At 48.4% G+C, this 21153-nt stretch carries 17 protein-coding genes; 4 read left to right on the top strand and 13 right to left on the bottom strand.

The genetic code is table 11. From position 1 onward, the window contains the following. Window positions 1-202: 202 nt before the first annotated feature. Window positions 203-808 (bottom strand): DUF1349 domain-containing protein, encoded by a 606-nt coding sequence (locus CI595_RS10940; protein ID WP_095173307.1) that lies wholly within the window; start codon window positions 806-808, stop codon window positions 203-205. A 249-nt stretch (window positions 809-1057) separates the two neighbouring features. On the opposite strand from CI595_RS10940, the gene CI595_RS10935 reads away from it, so the two are divergent. Next, window positions 1058-2023, top strand: a complete 966-nt coding sequence (locus CI595_RS10935; RefSeq protein WP_095173306.1) for a phosphotransferase family protein — start codon at window positions 1058-1060, stop codon at window positions 2021-2023. Window positions 2024-2076: 53 nt separating this feature from the next. Here the strand turns inward: CI595_RS10935 and CI595_RS10930 are convergent, their stop codons facing one another. Together CI595_RS10930 and CI595_RS10925 are read right to left on the bottom strand one after the other, a co-directional pair. Next, window positions 2077-3456, bottom strand: coding sequence for a sensor histidine kinase (locus CI595_RS10930; protein ID WP_095173305.1), 1380 nt, complete (start codon window positions 3454-3456; stop codon window positions 2077-2079). Then, window positions 3453-4175, bottom strand: a complete 723-nt coding sequence (locus tag CI595_RS10925; protein ID WP_095173304.1) for a response regulator transcription factor — start codon at window positions 4173-4175, stop codon at window positions 3453-3455. Before CI595_RS10925 ends, CI595_RS10930 begins: the two co-directional genes overlap by 4 nt. A gap of 169 nt (window positions 4176-4344) precedes the next feature. Here CI595_RS10925 and CI595_RS10920 point away from each other — a divergent pair, with 169 nt between their 5' ends. Genes CI595_RS10920 through CI595_RS10910 form a run of 3 tightly spaced genes read left to right on the top strand, consistent with a single transcriptional unit; the run spans window position 4345 to window position 6740 of the window. Next, a complete protein-coding gene (locus tag CI595_RS10920; protein ID WP_095173303.1) occupies window positions 4345-5259 on the top strand; it encodes an ATP-binding cassette domain-containing protein in 915 nt (304 codons plus the stop codon). Next, a complete protein-coding gene (locus CI595_RS10915) occupies window positions 5256-6005 on the top strand; it encodes an ABC transporter permease (RefSeq protein ID WP_095173302.1) in 750 nt (249 codons plus the stop codon). The genes CI595_RS10920 and CI595_RS10915 overlap by 4 nt, the downstream gene beginning before the upstream one ends. A gap of 3 nt (window positions 6006-6008) precedes the next feature. After that, window positions 6009-6740, top strand: a complete 732-nt coding sequence (locus CI595_RS10910; protein WP_095173301.1) for an ABC transporter permease — start codon at window positions 6009-6011, stop codon at window positions 6738-6740. A gap of 14 nt (window positions 6741-6754) precedes the next feature. On the opposite strand, the gene CI595_RS10905 is transcribed toward CI595_RS10910, so the two are convergent. The 10 genes from CI595_RS10905 to CI595_RS10860 all read right to left on the bottom strand — a co-directional run bounded on the left by CI595_RS10905 (window position 6755) and on the right by CI595_RS10860 (window position 21026). Further along, a complete protein-coding gene (locus CI595_RS10905) occupies window positions 6755-8320 on the bottom strand; it encodes an ABC transporter permease (protein WP_095173300.1) in 1566 nt (521 codons plus the stop codon). Beyond that, on the bottom strand, window positions 8307-9026 hold the full coding sequence (locus CI595_RS10900; protein WP_095173299.1) for an ABC transporter ATP-binding protein: 720 nt from the start codon (window positions 9024-9026) through the stop codon (window positions 8307-8309). The genes CI595_RS10905 and CI595_RS10900 overlap by 14 nt, the downstream gene beginning before the upstream one ends. Further along, complete coding sequence (locus CI595_RS10895) at window positions 9020-9589, bottom strand: helix-turn-helix domain-containing protein (protein ID WP_095173298.1); 570 nt, start codon at window positions 9587-9589, stop codon at window positions 9020-9022. The genes CI595_RS10900 and CI595_RS10895 overlap by 7 nt, the downstream gene beginning before the upstream one ends. 184 nt (window positions 9590-9773) lie before the next feature. After that, entirely contained in the window at window positions 9774-12374 is a 2601-nt protein-coding gene (locus CI595_RS10890; protein ID WP_095173297.1) for an ABC transporter permease, read from the bottom strand. Then, window positions 12374-13060, bottom strand: coding sequence for an ABC transporter ATP-binding protein (locus tag CI595_RS10885; protein ID WP_095173296.1), 687 nt, complete (start codon window positions 13058-13060; stop codon window positions 12374-12376). Before CI595_RS10885 ends, CI595_RS10890 begins: the two co-directional genes overlap by 1 nt. A 165-nt stretch (window positions 13061-13225) precedes the next feature. Continuing rightward, window positions 13226-13705: an MGMT family protein gene (locus tag CI595_RS10880; RefSeq protein ID WP_095173295.1), complete on the bottom strand. Its 480-nt coding sequence runs from the start codon at window positions 13703-13705 to the stop codon at window positions 13226-13228. A 71-nt stretch (window positions 13706-13776) separates the two neighbouring features. After that, window positions 13777-14418, bottom strand: a complete 642-nt coding sequence (locus CI595_RS10875) for a GyrI-like domain-containing protein (RefSeq protein WP_095173294.1) — start codon at window positions 14416-14418, stop codon at window positions 13777-13779. A gap of 505 nt (window positions 14419-14923) precedes the next feature. After that, entirely contained in the window at window positions 14924-16504 is a 1581-nt protein-coding gene (locus CI595_RS10870) for a hypothetical protein (RefSeq protein WP_095173293.1), read from the bottom strand. After that, entirely contained in the window at window positions 16497-17204 is a 708-nt protein-coding gene (locus tag CI595_RS10865) for an ABC transporter ATP-binding protein (protein WP_095173292.1), read from the bottom strand. The genes CI595_RS10870 and CI595_RS10865 overlap by 8 nt, the downstream gene beginning before the upstream one ends. A 186-nt stretch (window positions 17205-17390) precedes the next feature. Beyond that, on the bottom strand, window positions 17391-21026 hold the full coding sequence (locus tag CI595_RS10860; protein WP_162291853.1) for a DUF11 domain-containing protein: 3636 nt from the start codon (window positions 21024-21026) through the stop codon (window positions 17391-17393). Window positions 21027-21153 lie beyond the last annotated feature (127 nt).

The following is a 21153-nucleotide window of genomic DNA, read 5'->3' as shown; positions in this document are numbered from 1 at the left end:
CAACGGACCCTACCTATATTGTACCGTGAATATAATATAATATAATATCATTTCATCCATCGAATCGTATATTGAATCATCCGGTTCTTTAAAGGGGCTGAAGCACTAAAACGTGCGACAGCCCTGTCCTACATTTAAATTATATGGTGGTGTGTGTTTTATGGCAGCCGCAAGGAAACAAATACAGCTCTATTTTTACCCTTTAATCCATATCCGGCTGCTGTCCATCATGTGCTTTCCACTGGCATTCCATGATTTGCATATGAGTGAATACTGCTTTAAAGGAAGAGTCTTCCGGGGAACAGGCATAAATGCCAAAGGCAACTTTTTCCCCGCCCTTAAACATATGGCACACTCTCATCTGGCTAAAAGTAATCCCGTCAAAAGAACACTCTATACAATAATCATCTTCTCTTCTGCTTAAACGATACCACATGGATTTAACAGAAGCATCTATAGCGGTAGTTGCCCAATCCGAATATCCATGATTGGTTACAACACTTCCCAGATGCTGGTATGCTTCATTTTCATACTCTATAGAGCCTTTTAACCAGTTTTCGCTGTCCAGATACATAACGACACCGCATTGATCAAATCTATGATGACTTTCTGCAAAATCTGCTTTTACAACAAAACTAAAATATTTTTCATCCGTTTCAAGCTGTAAAACCGGGGCATTATCATTTTGAAAATGATAATAAGTTCTCTGCCACAAATCCGTATGGGGTTTTGTTACAATTTCAATTTTATCATCACATATTTTATAGCTCTTCGGCATACGCGTCCACTTAAACTCTTTTAAATTCATTTTATTTCCTCCTCTTTCCCTTTGGCAGTGTCAGCTTTATATGCTTAAAATCAGCTCAAACCCAATAATTCCGCATAATGATTCTTATTATACCCTGCCCATTTTTATATATCAAGTTTAGATGGTAAAACTGGAATTTTTACACTGGGCAGTCCCTCACACATTTTGTATGATAAGATAAAATCTCTGCTTCGGACGCCGCATCAAAAAGGTCTCCGGAGACAGCCCCCAAAGGAGGAAATCAAACAAATGAATACAGAAAGCAGTCTTTTTCGGGAGATCACCCCGGAAGATATGAAAAGGATCACCTCCCGCCACCTTAACACACAGGACATCAGGGAAGCCCGGCTCATGGAAGGCGGACTTTTTAATACCACATACCAATTAGTCTGCGGCCCCCACAAGAAAAAGGTCATTCTCCGCCTTGGTCCGGTAAACCGTCACCTGCTTCTTGGGTTTGAGGAGCATCTGATGGAGGCGGAAGCCCATGTATACCAGCTATTTGAAAGCCATGACATTCCCTGTCCCCGCATCCTGGTCACAGACACATCGCGCAGTCTGCTGGACAGGGATTTTATGCTGACGGAATATTTGGACAGCACAGTCATGCTAAAAGCAGGTCTTTCCGAAGAGGAAAAGAAAAGACTTCATAAGGAGGCAGGCCGGTTAGCGGCAGTCATGCACAGCATCACTTCCCGGCAGTTCGGATGTATCTATGACTGTATGCATGACCGTGGTTTTACGTCCTGGTATGCTTTTCTGCACCACTATGTCTCTGACATTCTGGAACGCTCTGTAGATCACAATGCCTTTACCCGGCAGGAAGCGGATGCAATCCTCTCCCTGTTCTCCGAAAATAGGCCGCTGTTTGATAAGATCACCCTTCCATGCCTGGTTCACACAGACCTCTGGGAAGGTAACCTGCTGCTGAAAAAGAACAGGGATTCCTGGAGCCTGGCTGCAATTATAGACGGAGACCGGGCAATATGGGGTGACCCTGACTTTGAAATGGCCTCAGGATGGATGATCACTGACCGTTTTCTGGAGGGCTATCAGATAGACAAAGCTGCTTATCTTTCTCCCGAGAGAACAGAACGCAGAAAATACTACAACCTTGTTTACGACCTGATCGACACTTACGTGGGAAAAGCAGAGTACAATCAGGCGGAGCAGTATAAAAACGGCTACAACAGAGTATTGCATTATCTATCCTGACTCTGCATCCCTTTATCTGCCCGGATGCCCGGAACACCATTCCGGGCGTCTGTCTACATATGGATCTCTGCTGCGTATCCATCCTCCCATTCCTTTTTTACAAATTCCACACTGCCCTTGTGTGCCTCCACGATCTGTCTGACAATGCGCAGTCCCATGACATGTACAGCAGCATTTTTATAAAGATCAGGGTGTTCCAATACTCCAATCACAGCAGCCGGAATCCCAGGCCCGCTGTCTGAAAATAAAATGTCAGCCCTATTCCCCTCCCCTGCCATTTTCACAAAAACAGTACATCCCTCCGGATTATGGCGGATGCTGTTCCCCATGAGATTGCAAAATGCCCTGAGCATAAGCCCCTTATCTCCAATCAGACGTATACTCTCCTCCTCCTGCCCAATCTGCAGGTCTATCTCATATCTGTCATCCAGCCCCTGGTTATAGTAGTCTGCCGCGCATTCCCGCAATAGCTCTGCCGGGGAATATTCCGCGGTGGATAGTGGCTGGGCCTGGTATTCCAGCTTTGATGTCAGATTCAAATCTGATATGAGCTGTTTGATCATAAGACTCTGCTTCTGTATCACAGCCGCTTTTTCCCGATGTGTTTCTGACAATTCCCCATCCTTTTCCAATTCATCCGCATACCCCACGATCAATGCCAGGGGGGTCCTGATGTCATGAGAGACCCCTGCGATCCAGTCTGTCCGGGCATTGTCCCTCTGCTCCAGTTTGAGGTTCTGCTGACAGAGGATGTCGGATGCCTGATTCAGCTTTGCCGCCAGTTCATCCGTGATTCCCTTTTCCGCAATTTCCACCTTCTCTTTTTTAGAAAGAGCCTCAATGCCCCATGCAACAGGCTTCAGTGCTTTGTAAAAACGATAACCGAACCAAAGTGCCAGACAGAGAAGCAGCAGAATATTCAGGATACAGAATATACCTGCGTTCCATCCGGCATTTTTCATTAAAGTTGCATCCATAATGGTGCTGATCCTTACGATACTATCCTTACTGCATCCAAAAACCAGAAGCCCGTCCTCATGCCGCCAGATATAGACAGGATAATCCTCCAGATACCATCGGCTGAATGCAGCCACATCCGGTATGCTGTACTGTCTGGGTATCTCCTTCGGAAGGTCGTACTCCCACACGGTTTTTCCCTCATTGTCAAGAAGCATGGCCCACTGAAACGACGTTTTCCCCAGAATTTCACAGCCTTCCGGGGACAGCCTGTAGTCTGTCCCTTGTCTGGAGATCCCGCTGCTGATACGCTCCATATTCCGGCGCACGGACGTTCCTCCCATCTGCTGCTGCCCATCCGACATACTGGTATATGCCAGATAAAAAAACACAGCCAGATTGATGAACACTACAAAGACCGTAATAAATACAGCCGTCAGGATATACCTGCGGCTGATCTTCCATAAACTTTTCATGCCTGTGTCTCATCCTCCTTTTTCAGCCTGTAACCAAGGCCCCTGACCGTTTGGATCCAGACAGGATGTGACGGGTCCTCCTCTATCTTCTCCCGCAGGTGGCGGATATGCACCATCAGAGTATTTTCATAGCCATAATAGGAATCTTCCCACACAGCCTGGCAGATAGCATCAAAGGTAACTATCTTTCCCCTGTCCCGGTTCAGTTTCTTCAGAAGGAGCAGTTCCTTGGCGGTCAGAGAGATGGTTCCGCCGCTGCTGATCACCTGCGCATTTTCAAATAAAACCCTTCGATTTCCCAGGATCAGTGTGCCCTCCTCCGAGGGCGGCTGAAAATAAGAAAAATAAACGCGTTTCAGTATAGCCTGGATCCTCAAGATCAGCTCCTGGGGAAGAAACGGCTTTGTAATATAATCATCTGCCCCCAGACCCAGACCAAACAGACGGTCATTGTCCTCATCCTTTGCGGAAAGAAAAAGGATCGGTGCCTGTGACTGCTCTCTGAGCCTGCGGAACAGCGTAAATCCGTCCCCGTCCGGAAGCATAATATCAAGAATCACAAGCTGGGGCTGCTCCCTTAAAAACACTTCCATCCCGCTGCTGCAGTCTCCCGCCGTGTATACGGTATCAAACCCGTTCTTTTTCAGTATCCCGCAAATCATGGAAGTCAGCTCTTTATTGTCATCTATCAGTAAAATTTTACAGTCATACAAATTCATGCGGATTTCCTCCTCTATCCACAATATCTGCTTTCATGATAAAACATTTTCCACCTGATATCCACAAAGTACGGAAAATTTAAGGTAAAAATAAGGCAGTCTTCAGTCCTTTTTAAGTTCCCTGCTGTAAGATGGACCATGAAATCCAACTAATGAAGGAGGTAACATTATGGGAATTGTCATTGAAACTTCTTCCCTTACAAAACAATATGGAAAAAAGCAGGTGGTAAAAGATTTGGATTTAAAGGTTCCCGGGGGCTGCATCTACGGATTCCTGGGTCCCAACGGCGCCGGCAAATCCACCACTATGAAAATGATCCTTGGTCTGGCGAAATCCACTGCCGGCTCCATCACAGTCCTTGGAAAAACAGTAAACAGCCGGAACCGCCTCGCCATCCTAAAGGATACCGGCTCTCTGATCGAGTCCCCATCCTATTACGGGCATCTGAGCGGGCGGGAAAATCTGCAGATCATCTGCACGCTGAAACAAGTTCCCGAGAATTCCATTGACGAGGTATTGCAGACTGTCCGTATGGAAAAACAGCAGCACAAAAAAGTGGGACAATACTCTCTGGGCATGAAACAGCGCCTTGGACTGGCTGCCGCCCTGCTTGGACATCCCCGCCTGCTGCTTCTGGATGAACCCACAAACGGCCTGGATCCTGCAGGCATTCAGGAGATGCGGGAACTCATCTGCACACTCCCCGAGCGTTTTGGTATGACTGTCCTGGTCTCCAGCCATCTTCTGGCGGAAATGGACCAGATGGCAACCCATGTGGGCATTATCAACAAAGGCGCCCTGGTCTTCCAGGACAAACTCACAAGTCTGCATGAGCATAGTCAGGCACGTATGAAACTGCATACCACAGATGACCGGCAGTCCTTTCTGCTCTTAAAACATTCCGGGCTTCCCGTGGTGATAGAAAAAGAAACTCTGTATTTAAACTCTGATCAGGATGGAGATATTCTCCGTACCGGAAGTATCCTGTCAGAAAACAGGCTGGGGATTCTCCGTCTGGAAGAACAACAGAAGAGCCTGGAGGATATTTTCCTCAATCTTACGGGAAGGAGCATCAGTTTATGAGAGAGTTGACTGCTGAACATCAGAAACAAAAACGCCGCAGAATATGGCTGATCCCTCTGGGCTTTCTGGTCATCCTGTATTTATGGATCTCTGTGAGCAGAAATTCTTTTGACGCCGATGATCTGGCTATGGGATATTCCTTTCTTCTGTATCAGCTCCCACTGCTGAATGTGGTCCTGGTGCCTGTTATGACAGCCGTCATCGCCAGCCGTCTCTGCGATATGGAGATCAAGGGGAATACCTTAAAGCTGCTTTATACGCTTCAGAAGAGAGAAAAATTTTATGACTGGAAATTTATATTTGAAATGAAATATCTGGTGGCTTTCACAGTGGGTGAGGGAATCCTGATTCCCCTTTCAGGTCTTTTAGGCCATTTCACCCAGGAAATGCCCCTTGATCTGATCCTGCTCCATGTGGGAACAAGCACATTGGTGGGCCTTGTTCTTTTGACCCTGCAGCATTTTTTATCTCTGATGTCAAACAACCAGATCGTACCGCTGCTGGCAGGGCTGATTGGTTCCTTCCTAGGTCTGTTTTCCATGTTTTTCCCACCGGCAGCAGCCCGATTTGTACTCTGGGGATACTTCTCGGCCTTTACCCCCTACGGCATGCATTACGACAACCGGACACGTATCATGTCCTTTTACAGTATCCCGTTTCCAACAAGGACTTTTGTACTTTTCATATTGTTCGGTCTGATCTTTTTCTTCGTCTGCCGGACAGTCTTTATAAAGAAGGAGGTGTAAACTGTGCTTAACCTATGTATAAAAGCCGAAAATAAAAAGCTGCGCCATTCTGTTATCTGGGCAGCCTGTGTTATCATCCCTATCATTCCCGCTGTAATGGGCACGTTCAATTATCAGCAGAATCTGGGCATCCTCACCGGAAAATGGTATTCCCTCTGGTCCCAGCTTTCCCTGTTTTATGCCTGCTTCTTTTATGCGCCCCTGATCGCCCTGTACTGCTCTTATCTCTGGCGCCTGGAGCATCTGAACCACAACTGGAATGTACTTATGACTGCACCTGTCTCCATCCCCGATATATTTTTCTCAAAACTGGCGGTCATCTTTAAGGTAACTGTCATAACCCAGGTATGGCTGGCTGTGCTCTTTCTCCTATGTGGAAAACTCGTCGGGCTTCCCGGAGGGGTTCCAGCACAGATCCTTTCCTGGCTCCTGCGCGGAACCCTGGCTGCCATGGCCATCGGTGCTCTCCAGCTTTTGCTGTCCATGTGCATCCGAAGCTTTTCCGTGCCCATCGGGATCGCCCTGGCGGGCGGTGTACTTGGACTGGTCATCAGCAACAAAGGGCTGGGACTGTACTGGCCTTACTCGCTGATGCTCATGGGCATGAACTCCAACAAAAATGAAGACACATTAGCCGGACAGTCCCTCTTCTTTTTCCTGAGCGTCCTTTTCTTTTTCCTGCTTTTCTCTGCTGCCGGCATCCTTTTGCTGAAAAAGAGAGATGTAAAAGCCTGACGAGAGGCAGAATATCAGATCTTTGATCTTTTGATCTGCCCCCAAAGTCCCCAGGCGCCCAGCAGAACAACTGCTGTGATGGCTGCCGTAAGCAGGCCTGCATCTATTTTCTGTAACACCAAAACAGCCAGCACCGGAATTATGCCTCCCACAAGGCCGCCCAGCATTCCTGCCATGGCCGGCAGACTCTGCTTCACCAGCACAGTCTCAGAAGTCCAGTTGTAATCCGGCATCTTCAGATTGATGAACATCCCCCATAGGGTATTAAAAAGCGAACACACCACAGGGGTGACAAACATGAGTACCCTCATGGACAGTGTCAGGGGGAACCGGATATTGATGACCAGCGCCGCCAGCAGGGCAGCCGGGATCTGCAGGGTAAGGTTCATTAAAATCTTGCTTTTGCAAATGGTCATATCGTCAATGGGCATGGATTTTAATATCCACAGGTTCTTACCCTCCAGTGACAGGGAAATGCAGGTAGTACAGCTCATGGACAGCAGAGCGCTGACTGCAAATGGCAGAACCCTGGATACCATTTCTGCCATGTTGGGAATCCCTGTCATTGCATCAAGCTGTTCACTGCTTATAAATATCATGGCAATCGTAAGAACAAGGGTCATCAGGCACCCCATCCCCATATTCAGGCAGTAGATCGTGGAGGAAAAGAAGCGTTTCAGTTCTTTCCGGTAGAGGGCATTTATCTGGGATGATGCCTTCAGCTCTGTCAGCTTATAATCTGAACGGGAATGATAAGTCACCAGTGAGGTGTTCAGCCTTTTGTAAACCGGAGATATCAGCTTTACAAAAAGATAAAACCACAAAAGGGAACCCACCAGAAAACCGGCCATAGCCGCTATATTCCCCCTGACGATCCCGTGGAAAAACAGGGCTGCAGGTGGGTAGAGCCTGTGAACCTGCTCCAGGATCATTTCACTGATAGAATGGATCTGGCTCATATCCAGATCTTCCGCAAACTGTCCCATTCCCATAGACAGCACAAGAACCGCAAGTGTGGCGGCAATGGAAATCACTGTAACCACCGCGTTTGCATATTTAAATCTGGATGAAAAAAGAATGATAAGTGTGCCAAGCAGGGCCGCAAGCGTGGTGGGGATCAGCGGTGCTGCCAGTATCCCCAGTATCCATTCCGGATAAAATCCCACACCCGGGACAGCATAGAGCGCATATCCGACTCCCATAGGGATCAGGACAACCGCTGTCAAAAGCAGGTTCAGTACATACATGGTCAAAAATCTGCTGGCGATCACCGTGCTGGTTTTCACCGGAAAGGACATCATCATGTCATATTCCTTATAGGCAAACAATACCCCGTTTGTCTTGAGTGCGGTAAAGAACAAGGTGATCAGCCCTGTGATGGCAACGCCGTAGCTGGGGATCACTTCTTCCATTCCCATGCTTCCAAGTCCATAAGCAAGCATATAGGCATAAAATGCGATCATCAGGATAACCAGGCCTACGGCAAAGGAGGTTATTTTTCTGCCCTTGGATTTCAGGCTCCTGCCGAATTCATTTTTCATCTGGGTCTTAAAAAGCAGCCAGCATTTACTCTTTGTCATGGTCGATCACCTCCAGGAACAGGCTCTCCAGCGATTCATCCTGGGTCAGCTCTTTGGTGCTGCCTGACACCATCAGGCTTCCGCCCTTGATGATCGCTATCTTATTACAAAGTTTCTCCGCCACATCCAGGACATGGGTGGAGAAAAAGATCGCACTGCCGTTCTCACACATCTCATGCATGACTTCCTTCAGTGTATGGGTTGCTTTTGGGTCAAGCCCTACAAAAGGTTCATCCAGCACCATGAGTTTCGGTTTGTGGATCAGTGCGGAGATAATGGCAGTCTTCTGTTTCATTCCATGGGAATAGGAGGAGATCAAATCACCAAGGCTGCTGGTGATCTCCAGCATATCGCCGTATTTCTGGATCAGATCTTTTCTCTCTTTTGCCCCAACCCCGTAAATGTCCCCCACAAAATTCAGGTACTGGATCCCTGTTAAATGCTCATACAGATCAGGATTATCCGGAATATAAGCCAATATCTGCTTACATTCCACAGGTGACTTCCTGATATCCCTGCCGTCAATGAGAATCTCGCCCTCCTCGAATTCCAGAACACCTACCGCTGCCTTTATGGTGGTACTCTTGCCTGCCCCGTTATGTCCGATAAAACCGTAGATATCCCCAGCCTCCACATGCAGGTTCAGATCACTGACGGCACGCTTTCCACCTTTATAAGTCTTTGAAAAATTTCTGATCTCTAACATTTTCTTTCCTCCCGGCCCAGGCCTTCTTTCTTTTTCTTTTCCTCTGTTACAGGGGACGAGATAAGGGTCAGCTTTCTCGGCTTCCGTTTCCCGTCCGGCTGATGATCCATAACACTGCTGTACAGTTCTGCCATCTTGCCTAAAAATTCCTGAAACTCCTCATCTGACAAAAGCAGGACCACGGATGACAGGGAGATCATATCCCTCCGCGGATCCACATCTTCTCCCTTCAAATACCGTTGGAACTCCCCCATGATCCCCAAAAGGGAGCTGTGTATGAGCTGTCCGATCTCCTCTTTTCCAGGCTCCCGGCTGCCCATGGGGTTTTCCTGATTGAGTTTATACACCTTCTCCACAGTTCCCCGTTTTTTATTCTCCTGCACCACCTGTATCAGACCCGCATCCTCCAGGATCCTCATATGCCTGTACAGGCTGGCCTTTGGCACGTCACTCAACTCTTCCCCAATCTGCACGGTTGTGCCGTGTTCATGGAGAAGAAGATACTGGGCGATCCGCATTCTCACCGGATTCATGACTATCTTTGCCAGGTCCGTCCCATCCATTAGCCGCACCTCCTCCTCTCACGCACGATAGCTTATTATTTTCACTTTATGTAATATTATCATTTTTGATACTAATACATAATTTCTGTTCTGTCAATACCTTTCACGCATCTGGTAAATATTTACACACAAAAAAACGCACCGTTACCAGTGCGTTTTTTATTGACCGGCTGCCTATACAGGATCAGCCCATATCATCCCTGAGTGCATCTATGATATTTTCTTTTCGTATCTTCTCTGTTGCGTACAGCATGGTGATAAATATTACCAGGAAAACCCCAAGTATACTGATGGCCAGACTGCTCCACGGAAATATAAATGCGATCTCCGTACCGCCCATCACCATTCCTTTATAAATGACCCAGGAGAGGATCCCGGAGATGGGCAGTCCAAACAACAAGGTCCGAAGCCCATACAGAAGGCACTCAAAACGCATCATCTTATTAAAATCACGGTCCGACATACCCACAGAGCGGAGCATGGCAAACTCACGCCTCCGCAGCTTGATATTGGTGGAAATGGTGTTGAACACATTGGCCACCGCGATCAGCGAGATCATGGCGATAAAGACAACCGCAAACAGATTCACAATGAACAGTATATTACGGGTTTGATCCAAAAGGCCGTAAATATTTTGCAGCGTGTAGTCCGAGGTGATCCCTGTCCCATCTATTATGTCCTGCATCTGTGCTGTGGACTGTGCCGGATCATCCGATAAAAAGGTAAGGCCTTTGCCCCTGACATCCACCGGCAGATTGGAGGGTACAAGCTTATCTTTAAGAGACCAGGGTGCCATGATTTGGAAAAAGTACGGCTGCTGTTCATAACTGCCTGAAAAAGACGGAGTGTCCGGGGGAACGGTTTCCACACAGGTGATCCTTACATTTTGTCCCCATTCCGTAATTGGTTCCCCATTTTCTTTCGGAAAGACCGTGACCTCCTCGGCAGGATTCCTGAACAGATCGGCAAGCTGACTCACATTTTCAGCCTCTCCGCTCTTGTCCTCCATTTTAGCAACAGCGATCAGCTTCACCTCTTCCCCCATACCGGTGTCCTTCAAGGTATATGCACCGGAAGACAGACCCAGATCCTGCGCAATTTTCAGAAAGGTGTTGTCATCAAGAAACTGAATTTCTGCGGACAGCTCCTCTGTCCCCTCCTGCTGCGCCCCATTTACAGACTTCCGGTAATCCTCTGAGAGTTCTTCGACGGAAACCGCGCAAGTGTACTTCATTACAGACTGATAGGAGCTTCTCGTAACATCTTTGGCTGTTTTCAGCTTCTCGAAAATCTCCAGCATTTCCCTGTCATCCATATTCTTCGCATCAAGGCCGATATCAAAGTCAGTGACTACCTTTGCCTGTTCTGATGCCTGTTTCAAATCTGTAACAAAAGAACTGGATGCTACAAACAGAAGCACACTCAAAGTAAGGGACAAGATAATACTGCGGTACCTCCTCCTGTTTCTCTTAAAGTTTTTTGACGCCAGGATTCCCTCCAGGCCGAAGAATCGCCGTGTAAATTTACCTATCTTTATGTGTTTGGCGTCCACCTTGATCTCATTGGTCTGGCGGATACACTCCATCACAGGTGTTCTCGCCGCCTTCTTTGCAGGAATATAGGCTGAGATCAGAATGGTCACCATACTGATCACCCCAGCCGCCAAAAGCGCGGGAACCGACACCTTCAAAGTCAGTGGTACATTGGCATAGAGTACGTTGGCAAAGTTCTTTGCCACAAGAGCAAGTACCAGCTTGATACCCGGAATACCTATCAGAATGCCTATTGGGATCCCGATCACGCCGATGCAGATCCCTTCAAACAGCACAGAATTCCTTAGCTGCTTTTCCGTAGCGCCGACTGACATTAAGATTCCGAACTGATGTGTACGCTCATTTAATGAGATATGAAAGGAATTATAGATCAAAAATACAGACCCCAGCATAACCAGGGCAACCATTATGATACCAATGGAATAAAGCATTGTATTGAACAGCTTATCATCTGAGATCCCCATAAAACGCAGTACGTCATCATTCAGCACATAGGCATGGCCTTCCCCGGCGCTCTTGGCGTAAGAACGGACCTGTCCCGGTTTCTCCATGGTAACAAACGCGCTGAAACGTCCTGCTGTCTCTGCCTCATCCGCCATAGTTATCAGCGTGTATCCCGGTGCAGCGTACTCCTCAAAAGACGGTCTTTGGCAGATACCCACAACCGTATAGGTCTTCTCTGCCGTGGAAACCAGCATTTCCTCACCTGCCCGGTAAGGATCGTGCTGGCTGAGTCTCTCATCCCCGGCCTGGCGGGTTCCCACCGAAAGGGTAAGCGTATCACCAACCGAAATCCGGACACCGCCGTTTGCCGCAACATGGGCAGGGACAAGTATTTCGCTGCCGTTCTCAGGCATCCGCCCTGACAAAATGCTGATTGGAAGCATATCAAAAGTTTCCCGGTCAAACCCGGAAATAAATAAATACGGTTTATCGGGATTTTCTCCGCCCTCAAGCACTGCATAACCTATATTCTCCGCGGACGTCACGTCTGCGGCTCTGCTGTCAGCAGCCTGTTCCTGTACAAAAGCGGAATCCACATCCGGAAACATAATGTGCCAGTCCCCGTATTTCACCACCGCTCCGTTTATCATATAATTCTGCAGAGACACGGCAAAGGCAGCCACCGCTGTGATCAAGGCGGCTGACAGGGCAACCCCGACAATGGTTACAAGAGTCCTGGTCCGGTTCTTTTTCAGTCCCTGCAGGGCAACTTTATGAAAAATGTTCATTACCGTGCCACCTGCCTCTCATCCCGCACCACTTTTCCGTCAGATATCCCAATGATGCGGTTGGCCTGCAGGGCAATATTTTCATCATGGGTCACCAGGAGCAGGGTCTGCCCATATTTTTGATTACTTTCTTTCAGCAGTTTGATGATCTCATGCCCATTACGGCTGTCCAAGCTGCCAGTAGGCTCATCGGCAAGCATGACCTGGGGTGCGTTCATCAGGGCGCGCCCAATGGCTACACGCTGCTGCTGGCCTCCTGAAAGCTGGTTTGGCAGGTGCGTCCTGCGTTCCTGCAGCCCAAGCAGGTTCAGCAGGTCATTGAGCCGCTCCTTGTTGACTTTACGCTTATCCATCAGGATGGGCAGCGTTATATTCTCCACCACATTCAAAGTAGGGATGAGATTGTGAAATTGATAGATCAGCCCCACCTGCCGCCTGCGGAAAACAGCAAGCTTTTCATTACTTTGGGAATACACATCCTGCCCGTTCAGATACACCTTCCCGCTTGTGGGCACATCCACACCTGCGATGGCATGGAGCAAAGTAGATTTGCCGGAACCGGAAGAACCGATGATCGCCGTAAATTCCCCCTTCTCAATAGTCAGCGAAACATGATCCAGCGCAGTGACCTGATTCTCCCCCTTGCCATAGACCTTACATAGATTATCAACTTTTAAAAACTCCATTCTATGAGCCTCCTTTTCTTGTGCTTCACTCATATCATAGAACTTACCGATTACATTTCGGTGACTTTTAAGTGAGAGATTCGTCACTTTCGGGTGTACACAGTTGAATAAGACTCCGGTGCATGTACTGCCTCAGCGCCTTATATCCTGTATTATTCTGTTTTTCTACGTCAGAGGGTACAATGCTTTCTCAAAGTCCTTCACATAATATTTTATATTCGTTCTGCCCTTCTGCCCAACGCTGTGGCCTTCTGCCTCCAGCTTTTCCTTTTGAGCCTCCACTCCGCCGGGATATTTGGGATTCAGCTCCCCATTGGCCTTCAATGTGCGCCAGTAAGGCGTAATATCCTCAGTCCTCTGGTAACTGGCCCATGCCGCTATAGATACAAAGATACCGGCTGTGATGGGGTCTGTAAAATCAGCATGGCCGTTTTCGGCAAAATAGCTGCGGATTTCCCCCACTGTAGTCAGCCTTCCCTCCGGGATACGTTTCATAACCTCATCATAATACAGCGGCGGGGCAAAATACATCCTGCTGCCCCCATACTTTTGTATTGTCTTCTCATCCGTCACGATCTGTACCTTAGGCATACCTGTGTCTTTATGCAGCATGGCATTAAAATCCTTCTTATCTTCATTTGCCATATAGGACACCTCCTTTATGCTTTAAGGATACCCGCTCACAGTTAAATATGCAATGAGACTGTTTTAAATATTTACTGTTTTTCACATACCCTGTACCGTAGGATTGTTTTCATTTTTTCCGGTGACGTACGGCTCATATCTTTCAAGTAGATCTCCCTGTGGGTGTGTCCTTTTCTCTCCAGTTGGTTTTCCTTCAAAAACAGGTCCATTTTTTCAAAAGATTCCGGCTCGTCATCAAACAGTCCTGTGTGAAGTATCTGCACACACAGCCCCTCCTCACACGTACGGAAAGCGATCTCATCCAATAGAGGATTCGGTTTTTTCTTCTTCACTGCCTCAAGGGCTTCCCGATACCTTTCCTCCGTAATACAGTCCGGCTGACGTATCATGACTGTATAGATCAACCGCTCCTTATCCTCCAGCACATGGGCTTCTGCCCCCGCTTCGTCATCCATATCCCAAACACCTTCCAGGGGATACACCGAGAATTCTTCCATCTCATCCAGCCCTGCCCCTTTATGTTCCGCCTTATACCGCATCTTTATACTATAGGCAAGGGCATAAAGCGCGCCAACCCGCTCAGAAAACGCCTCCTGATTCGGATCCCCTTTTCCGCTTATCATAATAAACTTCTGTTTTGGAACCTCCACAACCACCGCCTCCCCCCGAGGCCCATACAATTCCTTCTCCCGCTTTCTCCAATCATACTTCATATCTTTTCCTCCAGACTATTTCTATATACACTCAACGGTCCGCAGCTTTTCATCTGCTCCAGCCCTACCATAAGTATAACACCCAAACACGACACCTCTATGTCATCATTAAAACAGTATCCATTATCAAATACTTTTTACACAAAACAAACCACAAACCCCTCAAAGCCTCAGTCAATAAAAAAGCGCCACTGTATCCCACCATACAACAGCGCTTCCTCTTTCATCTTATCTTTTCCTTTCTTTTCCTTCCCCCCACATTCCCGGCAGCGAAAACCAGGAAGGAGCGGCGAGGGGCGGCGGGGGATATATCTGTGGCAGCGAGGTTAAGTGGAAGGTTCTGTGAAATCCACCTCTTACGGAAACTTAGGCGCGAACCCGCTGGTGAGCGTCTTAGTTGCAGTTAGAGGTTAGTTCACAGGTTCTGCAACGTCGAGCGGCCACAGATATATCCCCCGCCGCCCCTCGCCGCTCCTTCCGTCCCCCTTTCCGTCCCCCCCCTTTCCTAATTCCGAAGCCGAAACGTCTTATCCGCCACCCGATAAACCGCCACACAAGCCCCCACACAATAAATCACACAAAATAACGTCACCACCGACCCAAACACCAGCGTACTCATCCGCAGATTCATAAACGCAAAACACACAATATAAGTCACCCAGGTAACAATCTTATACGTCCCCCCGACCACCTCTGTCCCCGCATTATACGGCTGCAGCAGATAATAGCAAGTCAGATAATGCACCGAAAAAAACGCACTCAAAGCCAGAACGGACACAAAAAGCAGCAGATAATTCAGCGGATTATCCGTCCCCCCGGAGAAATACAGAAGCACCGGAAGCCCCACTCCAATCACGCCCGCAGGCAGCAGGTTTACCTTTATGATCTCCCGAAGCCTGATCCGAAACAACTTTAAAATAAACTCCGGCCGCTTATAAAAAGAATAGGTGAGCATACTGTGGTCACAATTCATAAACAATGCCTGTGTAAAACTGGTCCCCCGGTTGATCATATACATGATAAACACAAAATACGGCAGGAACACCATGAGCATCCTGTTTATCTGCCTTCTGACATCCTCATTGATCCGGACCAGAAACAGTATTCCCACAAAAAGGAACAGACAGATCATGGCCTGCCTTTTCACAGATTTCCACAGGATCTTCTGATGTCTCCGCACAAACAGTTCATTAAAAAATTCAAAACCCTTCTTATCGCTTGTAATTCCCGTATCCTGGCTGATCAGCTTTCGGTTCTGCTCCTCAACGGCTGCTTTGGCGGTCTGTTTATAATCCATTCCGTTTCTGAATTTAGCCAGAAGCTGCTGGTACAATTCCCTGTAACCATCAAATTTCGCCATATAAACCGCTGCCGCAAAAGCTCCGGCCAGAGATAAGAGCATAACTGCAGCCATAAACCACAGCGGCAGGATGATCCCCAAATACGGCAGTCCATAGGCAGCTGCCAGGAATACTGCCGTCAGCCCCCAGCCCAGTCTGCCCGGCAGATTCTCATCCCTGCTTTCCCCGCTCTTTTTAAAATCAGCAAGATAATTCCAGGCTATCAGCATTTTCACAGATACAATAAAAAACGGAAACAGCAGACAACACCAAAGAGGAATCTTTCTTCCCAAACCCAGCAGGATAAGAAACGGCATAAACCCCAGGATGCATTTTCCCATTTGATACACATAGTTGGTGAGTGTATAAGACCTGGCGTCCATACGCATCAAGATCATGGCATAATACTTGTCATTGCTGGGGTTAAACATATAAGTATTCATATAAGCGCCGATCATAGTGAGAAAAAACAAAATATGTACAAACAGCGTCCCGTTCCCCTTGTTCTCATAAACGGCCCCTATCCCGAATACCAGGATCAGAAGATATAAAAACTTTCCTAAAAAAGTACCGGCCAGTTCCCACAGCGCAGCCAGAACATTGGCCAATATCTTCAGCCCCCTGCTTTTATACAGGCTTTCCGGCAGTAGTTTTTTCACAAGAGGGATTTGTTTTATGGAATAAAGGATCGTATTTACCCGATATGTATTTTTCAGCGAAAAAGAAATACGAAATGTCCTAATCATTCTCCTCCTCCTTCAGTGCCCGTATAATCTTGTCCTTAAACTCCCCGCTGTCCAGATTGGACTGGTCCACCACCTCCAGCTCCCCGTGGTTGAGAATCACGATCTCATCACACAAATCCAGGGCCAGCTCCATAATATGGGTGGAAAAAATAATGATCCTGTCCTGTTTTAATGAGCGCAAAAGCTGTTTCATCTCCTCCGCCACCACCACATCCAGGGATGTCAGCGGTTCATCCAAAAGAAGAAGCTTGGGCTGTGCGATTATATTGATCAGCATCTGCATCTTATTTTTCATACCATGGGAGTAGTCTTTCAGAAGCTTGTCCCGGTCCTCCTCCTCAATATTCATAATGGAAAAATACGCGTCCTCCGATCTTTTATCTGCAATACTGCTTTCATTGATATCAATGAAGAACTTTAAAAATTCCCTTCCTGTCAGGAATTCCGGTACAGTGGGCGTTGACAGCACATACCCGATATCCTCTGCGCTGATCTCTTTTTTCTCCCCATTCTCCAACAGGAAAAATGCTCCTCCGTCTGCCCTCAAATCCCGGTTCAGACAGTTAAAAAGTGTGGTTTTGCCTGCTCCGTTTCTTCCCAGCAATCCATAGATCTTTCCGCTGTCAAATGTAAAAGAAATATCTTTTAGTACCTGTTTTTTCTCAAAAGCTTTTGAAAGGTGTTCTATGACAAAATTCATGCAGCTTCTCCTCTCCGGCTATGTCAATAGGCCTTTAGAAATTATAGACATTTATAATATATTATGTCTATTATAACAGAACCTGCCCAGCTGTCACGTGAACATTTTGTTACATTTCCGGGCACACTGAGGGCCAGGCTGCAGCTTTCCTTTACAGGAATCTGCAGCCCGGCCCAGCTGTTATCCTTATGGCATTTGATCAAAGAATTCCTGATACACCCTGCTCTTTTCCAAAGGTATTGGCCTTGCAGATTCGCAACAGCGGCATCTTTTTACCGGCGTGGTTATGGTAACCGTGTCATCCGGAAAATATTCTTCCGAACCGGAGCTGAATACAGACGCCGTATTTGTAATAACACCGCAGGCCCTTGCGTGGACCATGCCTGCGATGAGCACCGTCACGGTTTCCCCTTTCTTTATGGTACCAATACGTTCTGACCCCTTCCACTCGGCCCAAGTCCTTCCTCCGTCTATAGAAAACTGCAGATTCCACAGCTCCCTTGGAATATAATCGGCGAGTACCACCCCGTATGCGTCCGCGGAACCACTGTTTTCCAGAAGAATGGTATAAATCAGGTATTCACACGGTACGGCACAATCCGGATAAGCAGTCTTGGTGATAGATAACTCCGGTATCTGCGCAACCGGCGTTACGAGATCACATGTGTTGTTGTCAGGATAAGGGTCTCTTGTACTGCTGCTCACCTCTGCAAAATTGGAGAGCTGCCCTGCTGCATTATGGGGCACAAATCCCCGAAGCAGAAGTCTTACAAACGTACCTGCTGCCAGAAATGCGGCGGTCCATGAGCCGTTCCACGGATACCAGTTTTCCCCGTCATCACTGGAACATTCCAGATTCACCAGCGCTGACGGCATGGCATCTTCCAATACCACCTGCAGGGCATCCGACGGTCCCGCATTCTTCACAAGGACCTCATAGGTAATAGACGCTCCCGGTCTGGCAGGGTTTGGCTCTACACTTTTCTTTACAGACAGGTCTGCAGATGCATCCACGGTTACCTCCGCCTCATCTGAATTATTGTCCGGCTCAGGGTCCGGAGTGTCGGAACTTACAAAAGCTGAGTTGACAAGGCTTCCTGTAAAGGAAGGCTCTGACCGTCCTCTCAGCAAAACCTCCACCCGTTCTCCCACATCCAGGGATGTGACGGCATAGGAGCCTCCCCAGGGGAGCCAGGTAGTTCCTTTGTCAATAGAATACTCTGCCTCCATCAGATAGGGGGATGCCGTATCCCGGATCACTACATTCTCCGCCCTGCCCGGTCCCTCGTTTCCGGCCGTGATGGTGTAGACCACCCTCTGCCCGGCTATGATACTTTCTGGATCTGCCGTTTTCGTCAATACCAGATCTGCCCCTGGTTCCACGGCAACCTGGACTTCTGATGAATTGTTATCCGGATCTGGGTCAGGAACAGACGAACTCACATGCGCGGTATTGATCACCGTCCCAGTAAATCCTGAAACCACCGTCCCCCGCAGCAGCACAGTCACACTGCTTCCGGCCAAAAAAACAGGCCAGGTATACGAACCGCTCCAGATATTCCACACACTTCCACCATTCAGGGAAAACTCCATTTCTATGATCTGTTCCGGAACAACATCTGTCAGCGTTACGTTGACCGCATCGGATGGCCCTCTGTTTTCAATCAGTACGGCATATTGGATTCTCTCCCCTTCATATACCGAAGTCTCCGAAGCTGTTTTTATCACAGCCATATCCGCCGACTGATCCACAGGTATCTCTATGGTATCTTTATTGTTTGACAGATCCGGGTCCGGTGTATCGGACTGTACCTCTGCGGTATTGAAAAAACTGCCTGTGGCCGATGCCGGAATATCCCCCCTGATATGGAATCTTACACTGCCGCCTGCCGGTATATCAAATACACCGGTCTGGCCTTCAAATGTCCTCCAGGTCACTCCCCCGTCATAAGAAATCTCCGGTTTTTCCAGTTCTGCCGGGATATGATCCATTATGTTTGCGTTCAGGGCTTCATCCGGTCCTTTGTTTTCCACCTCTATCTCAAATACGATGGATTCCCCTGCAATTCCCACAGATGGAACTGCGGTCTTGACAACCGACAGATCAGCCAAACGGTTCACCGGTGTCACCACTGTGGAGGTATTGTCATCCGGGTTGTCATCCCGGGAAGCTGTGGTGACACGTGCCGTATTCTCCACCTCAGTGGCTGTACTGCTGCTGAAGTTTCCCCGGATAAGGACTGTCCGCTCCTCCCCGGCCTGCATCTCCCCGATCTCCAGGCTGCCCGTCCATGGGTTCCATGTCCCCCCATGGTCTGTACTGTACTCCGGCAGAAGGATTTCCGGGGGGATATCATCCGTAAGCTGTACCTCCAGTGCCGGATTCGGCCCCTGATTTCTGACCGTGATCGTGTAGGTGATCTGTTCCCCCTCATTCAGCAGATCCGGTACAGCCGTCTTCTCCACAGACAAATCTGCCCTTGACTGGATCTCGATGATATAATCCTCAACCTCTCCGTCAGACGCAGGCCCCACACTCCTGGCATCCTGCCCCTGTAACGTCCCTTCCGGCAAATCATCCGTGGTAAGGCGCAGCCTTAAAAATGTATGCCCCGGCCGAAGCTGCGTGGAGGGCGGAACTGTAAAATCCAGAGAAATGATCTGCGTCTGGGAACTGGAAGGCACCGTCTGATGCACCGCCTCATCCGCCTCAAACAATCCGTTATTGTTAAAGTCTACCCATCCGTACAGATTGGCCAATGCCCCTGTCAGATTCCTGACAGCCGCGTTCACATGATATGTGTTATCCGTCACAGTCAGGGAGGCCAGAGGAACCGTCAGCGCGTCATCCTGTATCTGCCTCTCCAGATCATCCCCGTCCGCTGCTGCATTCTGGTGTGCTTCCGTCTCCCCGGTTATCTGCAGTCCCAGCGTCAGTCCGTCAACGATCCGATGACGGGGACCGTCACTTGTAAGCAGGGTATTATAATTTCCGCTGCCGGCTGTCCCTCCGATATCCGGAGCATCTCCAAAATCCACTTCCAGCGCCGCATAAGGACACATGGTTCCATCCTGGAATGTGTTCTGCACCGTCTGTGAAAATCTGGCTGCCCGGGCTCTGTCCTGTTCGATCAGATACCGGTAGATAGTCCCGTCCCCACTGGATACCGCATAGAGCACCCCGTTCTGGTCCATGACAGCTGCCCCAAAAACACTGCCTGGGTTAGGCCCCGTAGTATCAAGAGCAGTCACCTGACCGTTTGGCTCAATCCGGTATACGGTTCCGTCATCTGCCACCCCATACAGGACATTTTCCCGGGGATGCCACACCCAGTCACCAATCTGCAGCGGTTCTGAGAGCACTGTACCGTAGTTGTCCGTCTGTTCGGTATAACCGGAGGCCGGGTCCACCAGTTTTAAATAGGTTGAGGAACCCGGCCTTAAATCCACGGTGTAGAATCTCTGCTCCCCTGACATGTACAGATAATAGTACCCGTTCAGATCCAAAGTCCCCACATGATAAAAAGCCGCAGGCAGTCCCTGCGGTCTGGGAGTCAGAACATCAACCGCGCCGCTGTCATCCACTCGGACAAGCTGGTTTGCTGTCTGGTCGTATCCATAAATATAATAATCCAGCACATTGTAGCCAATGGCATTCACATCACTGTCAGGAATCAGACTGCCCCGCAGATCTGCCCTGCCGGTCACCATCTCCACCTCATACCAGCTTGTGGGCCTGCCGGAAAACAAGATCATTTTAGAATCGCAGACAAAGGGTCCCTTGGCCGAAGCCCGCCCCCCTGTACCATTTCTCTCCGCCATACTCATACCTCCGCATCTGTTTGGATTTTTGCCTCCTATAACATATTCGGAGGGGAAGCGAAATGTTCTTCATTTTTATTTTATTGTGTGATAAGATAATAAGATGGAAATCATCAGACATAGAAAG

The sequence above is a fragment of the Blautia hominis genome (genome assembly GCA_002270465.1).
Classification (GTDB): Bacteria; Bacillota; Clostridia; order Lachnospirales; family Lachnospiraceae; genus Blautia; species Blautia hominis.
Note: the sequence above shows the minus strand (reverse complement) of the source record. Positions and strands in the feature narration are given on the sequence as shown.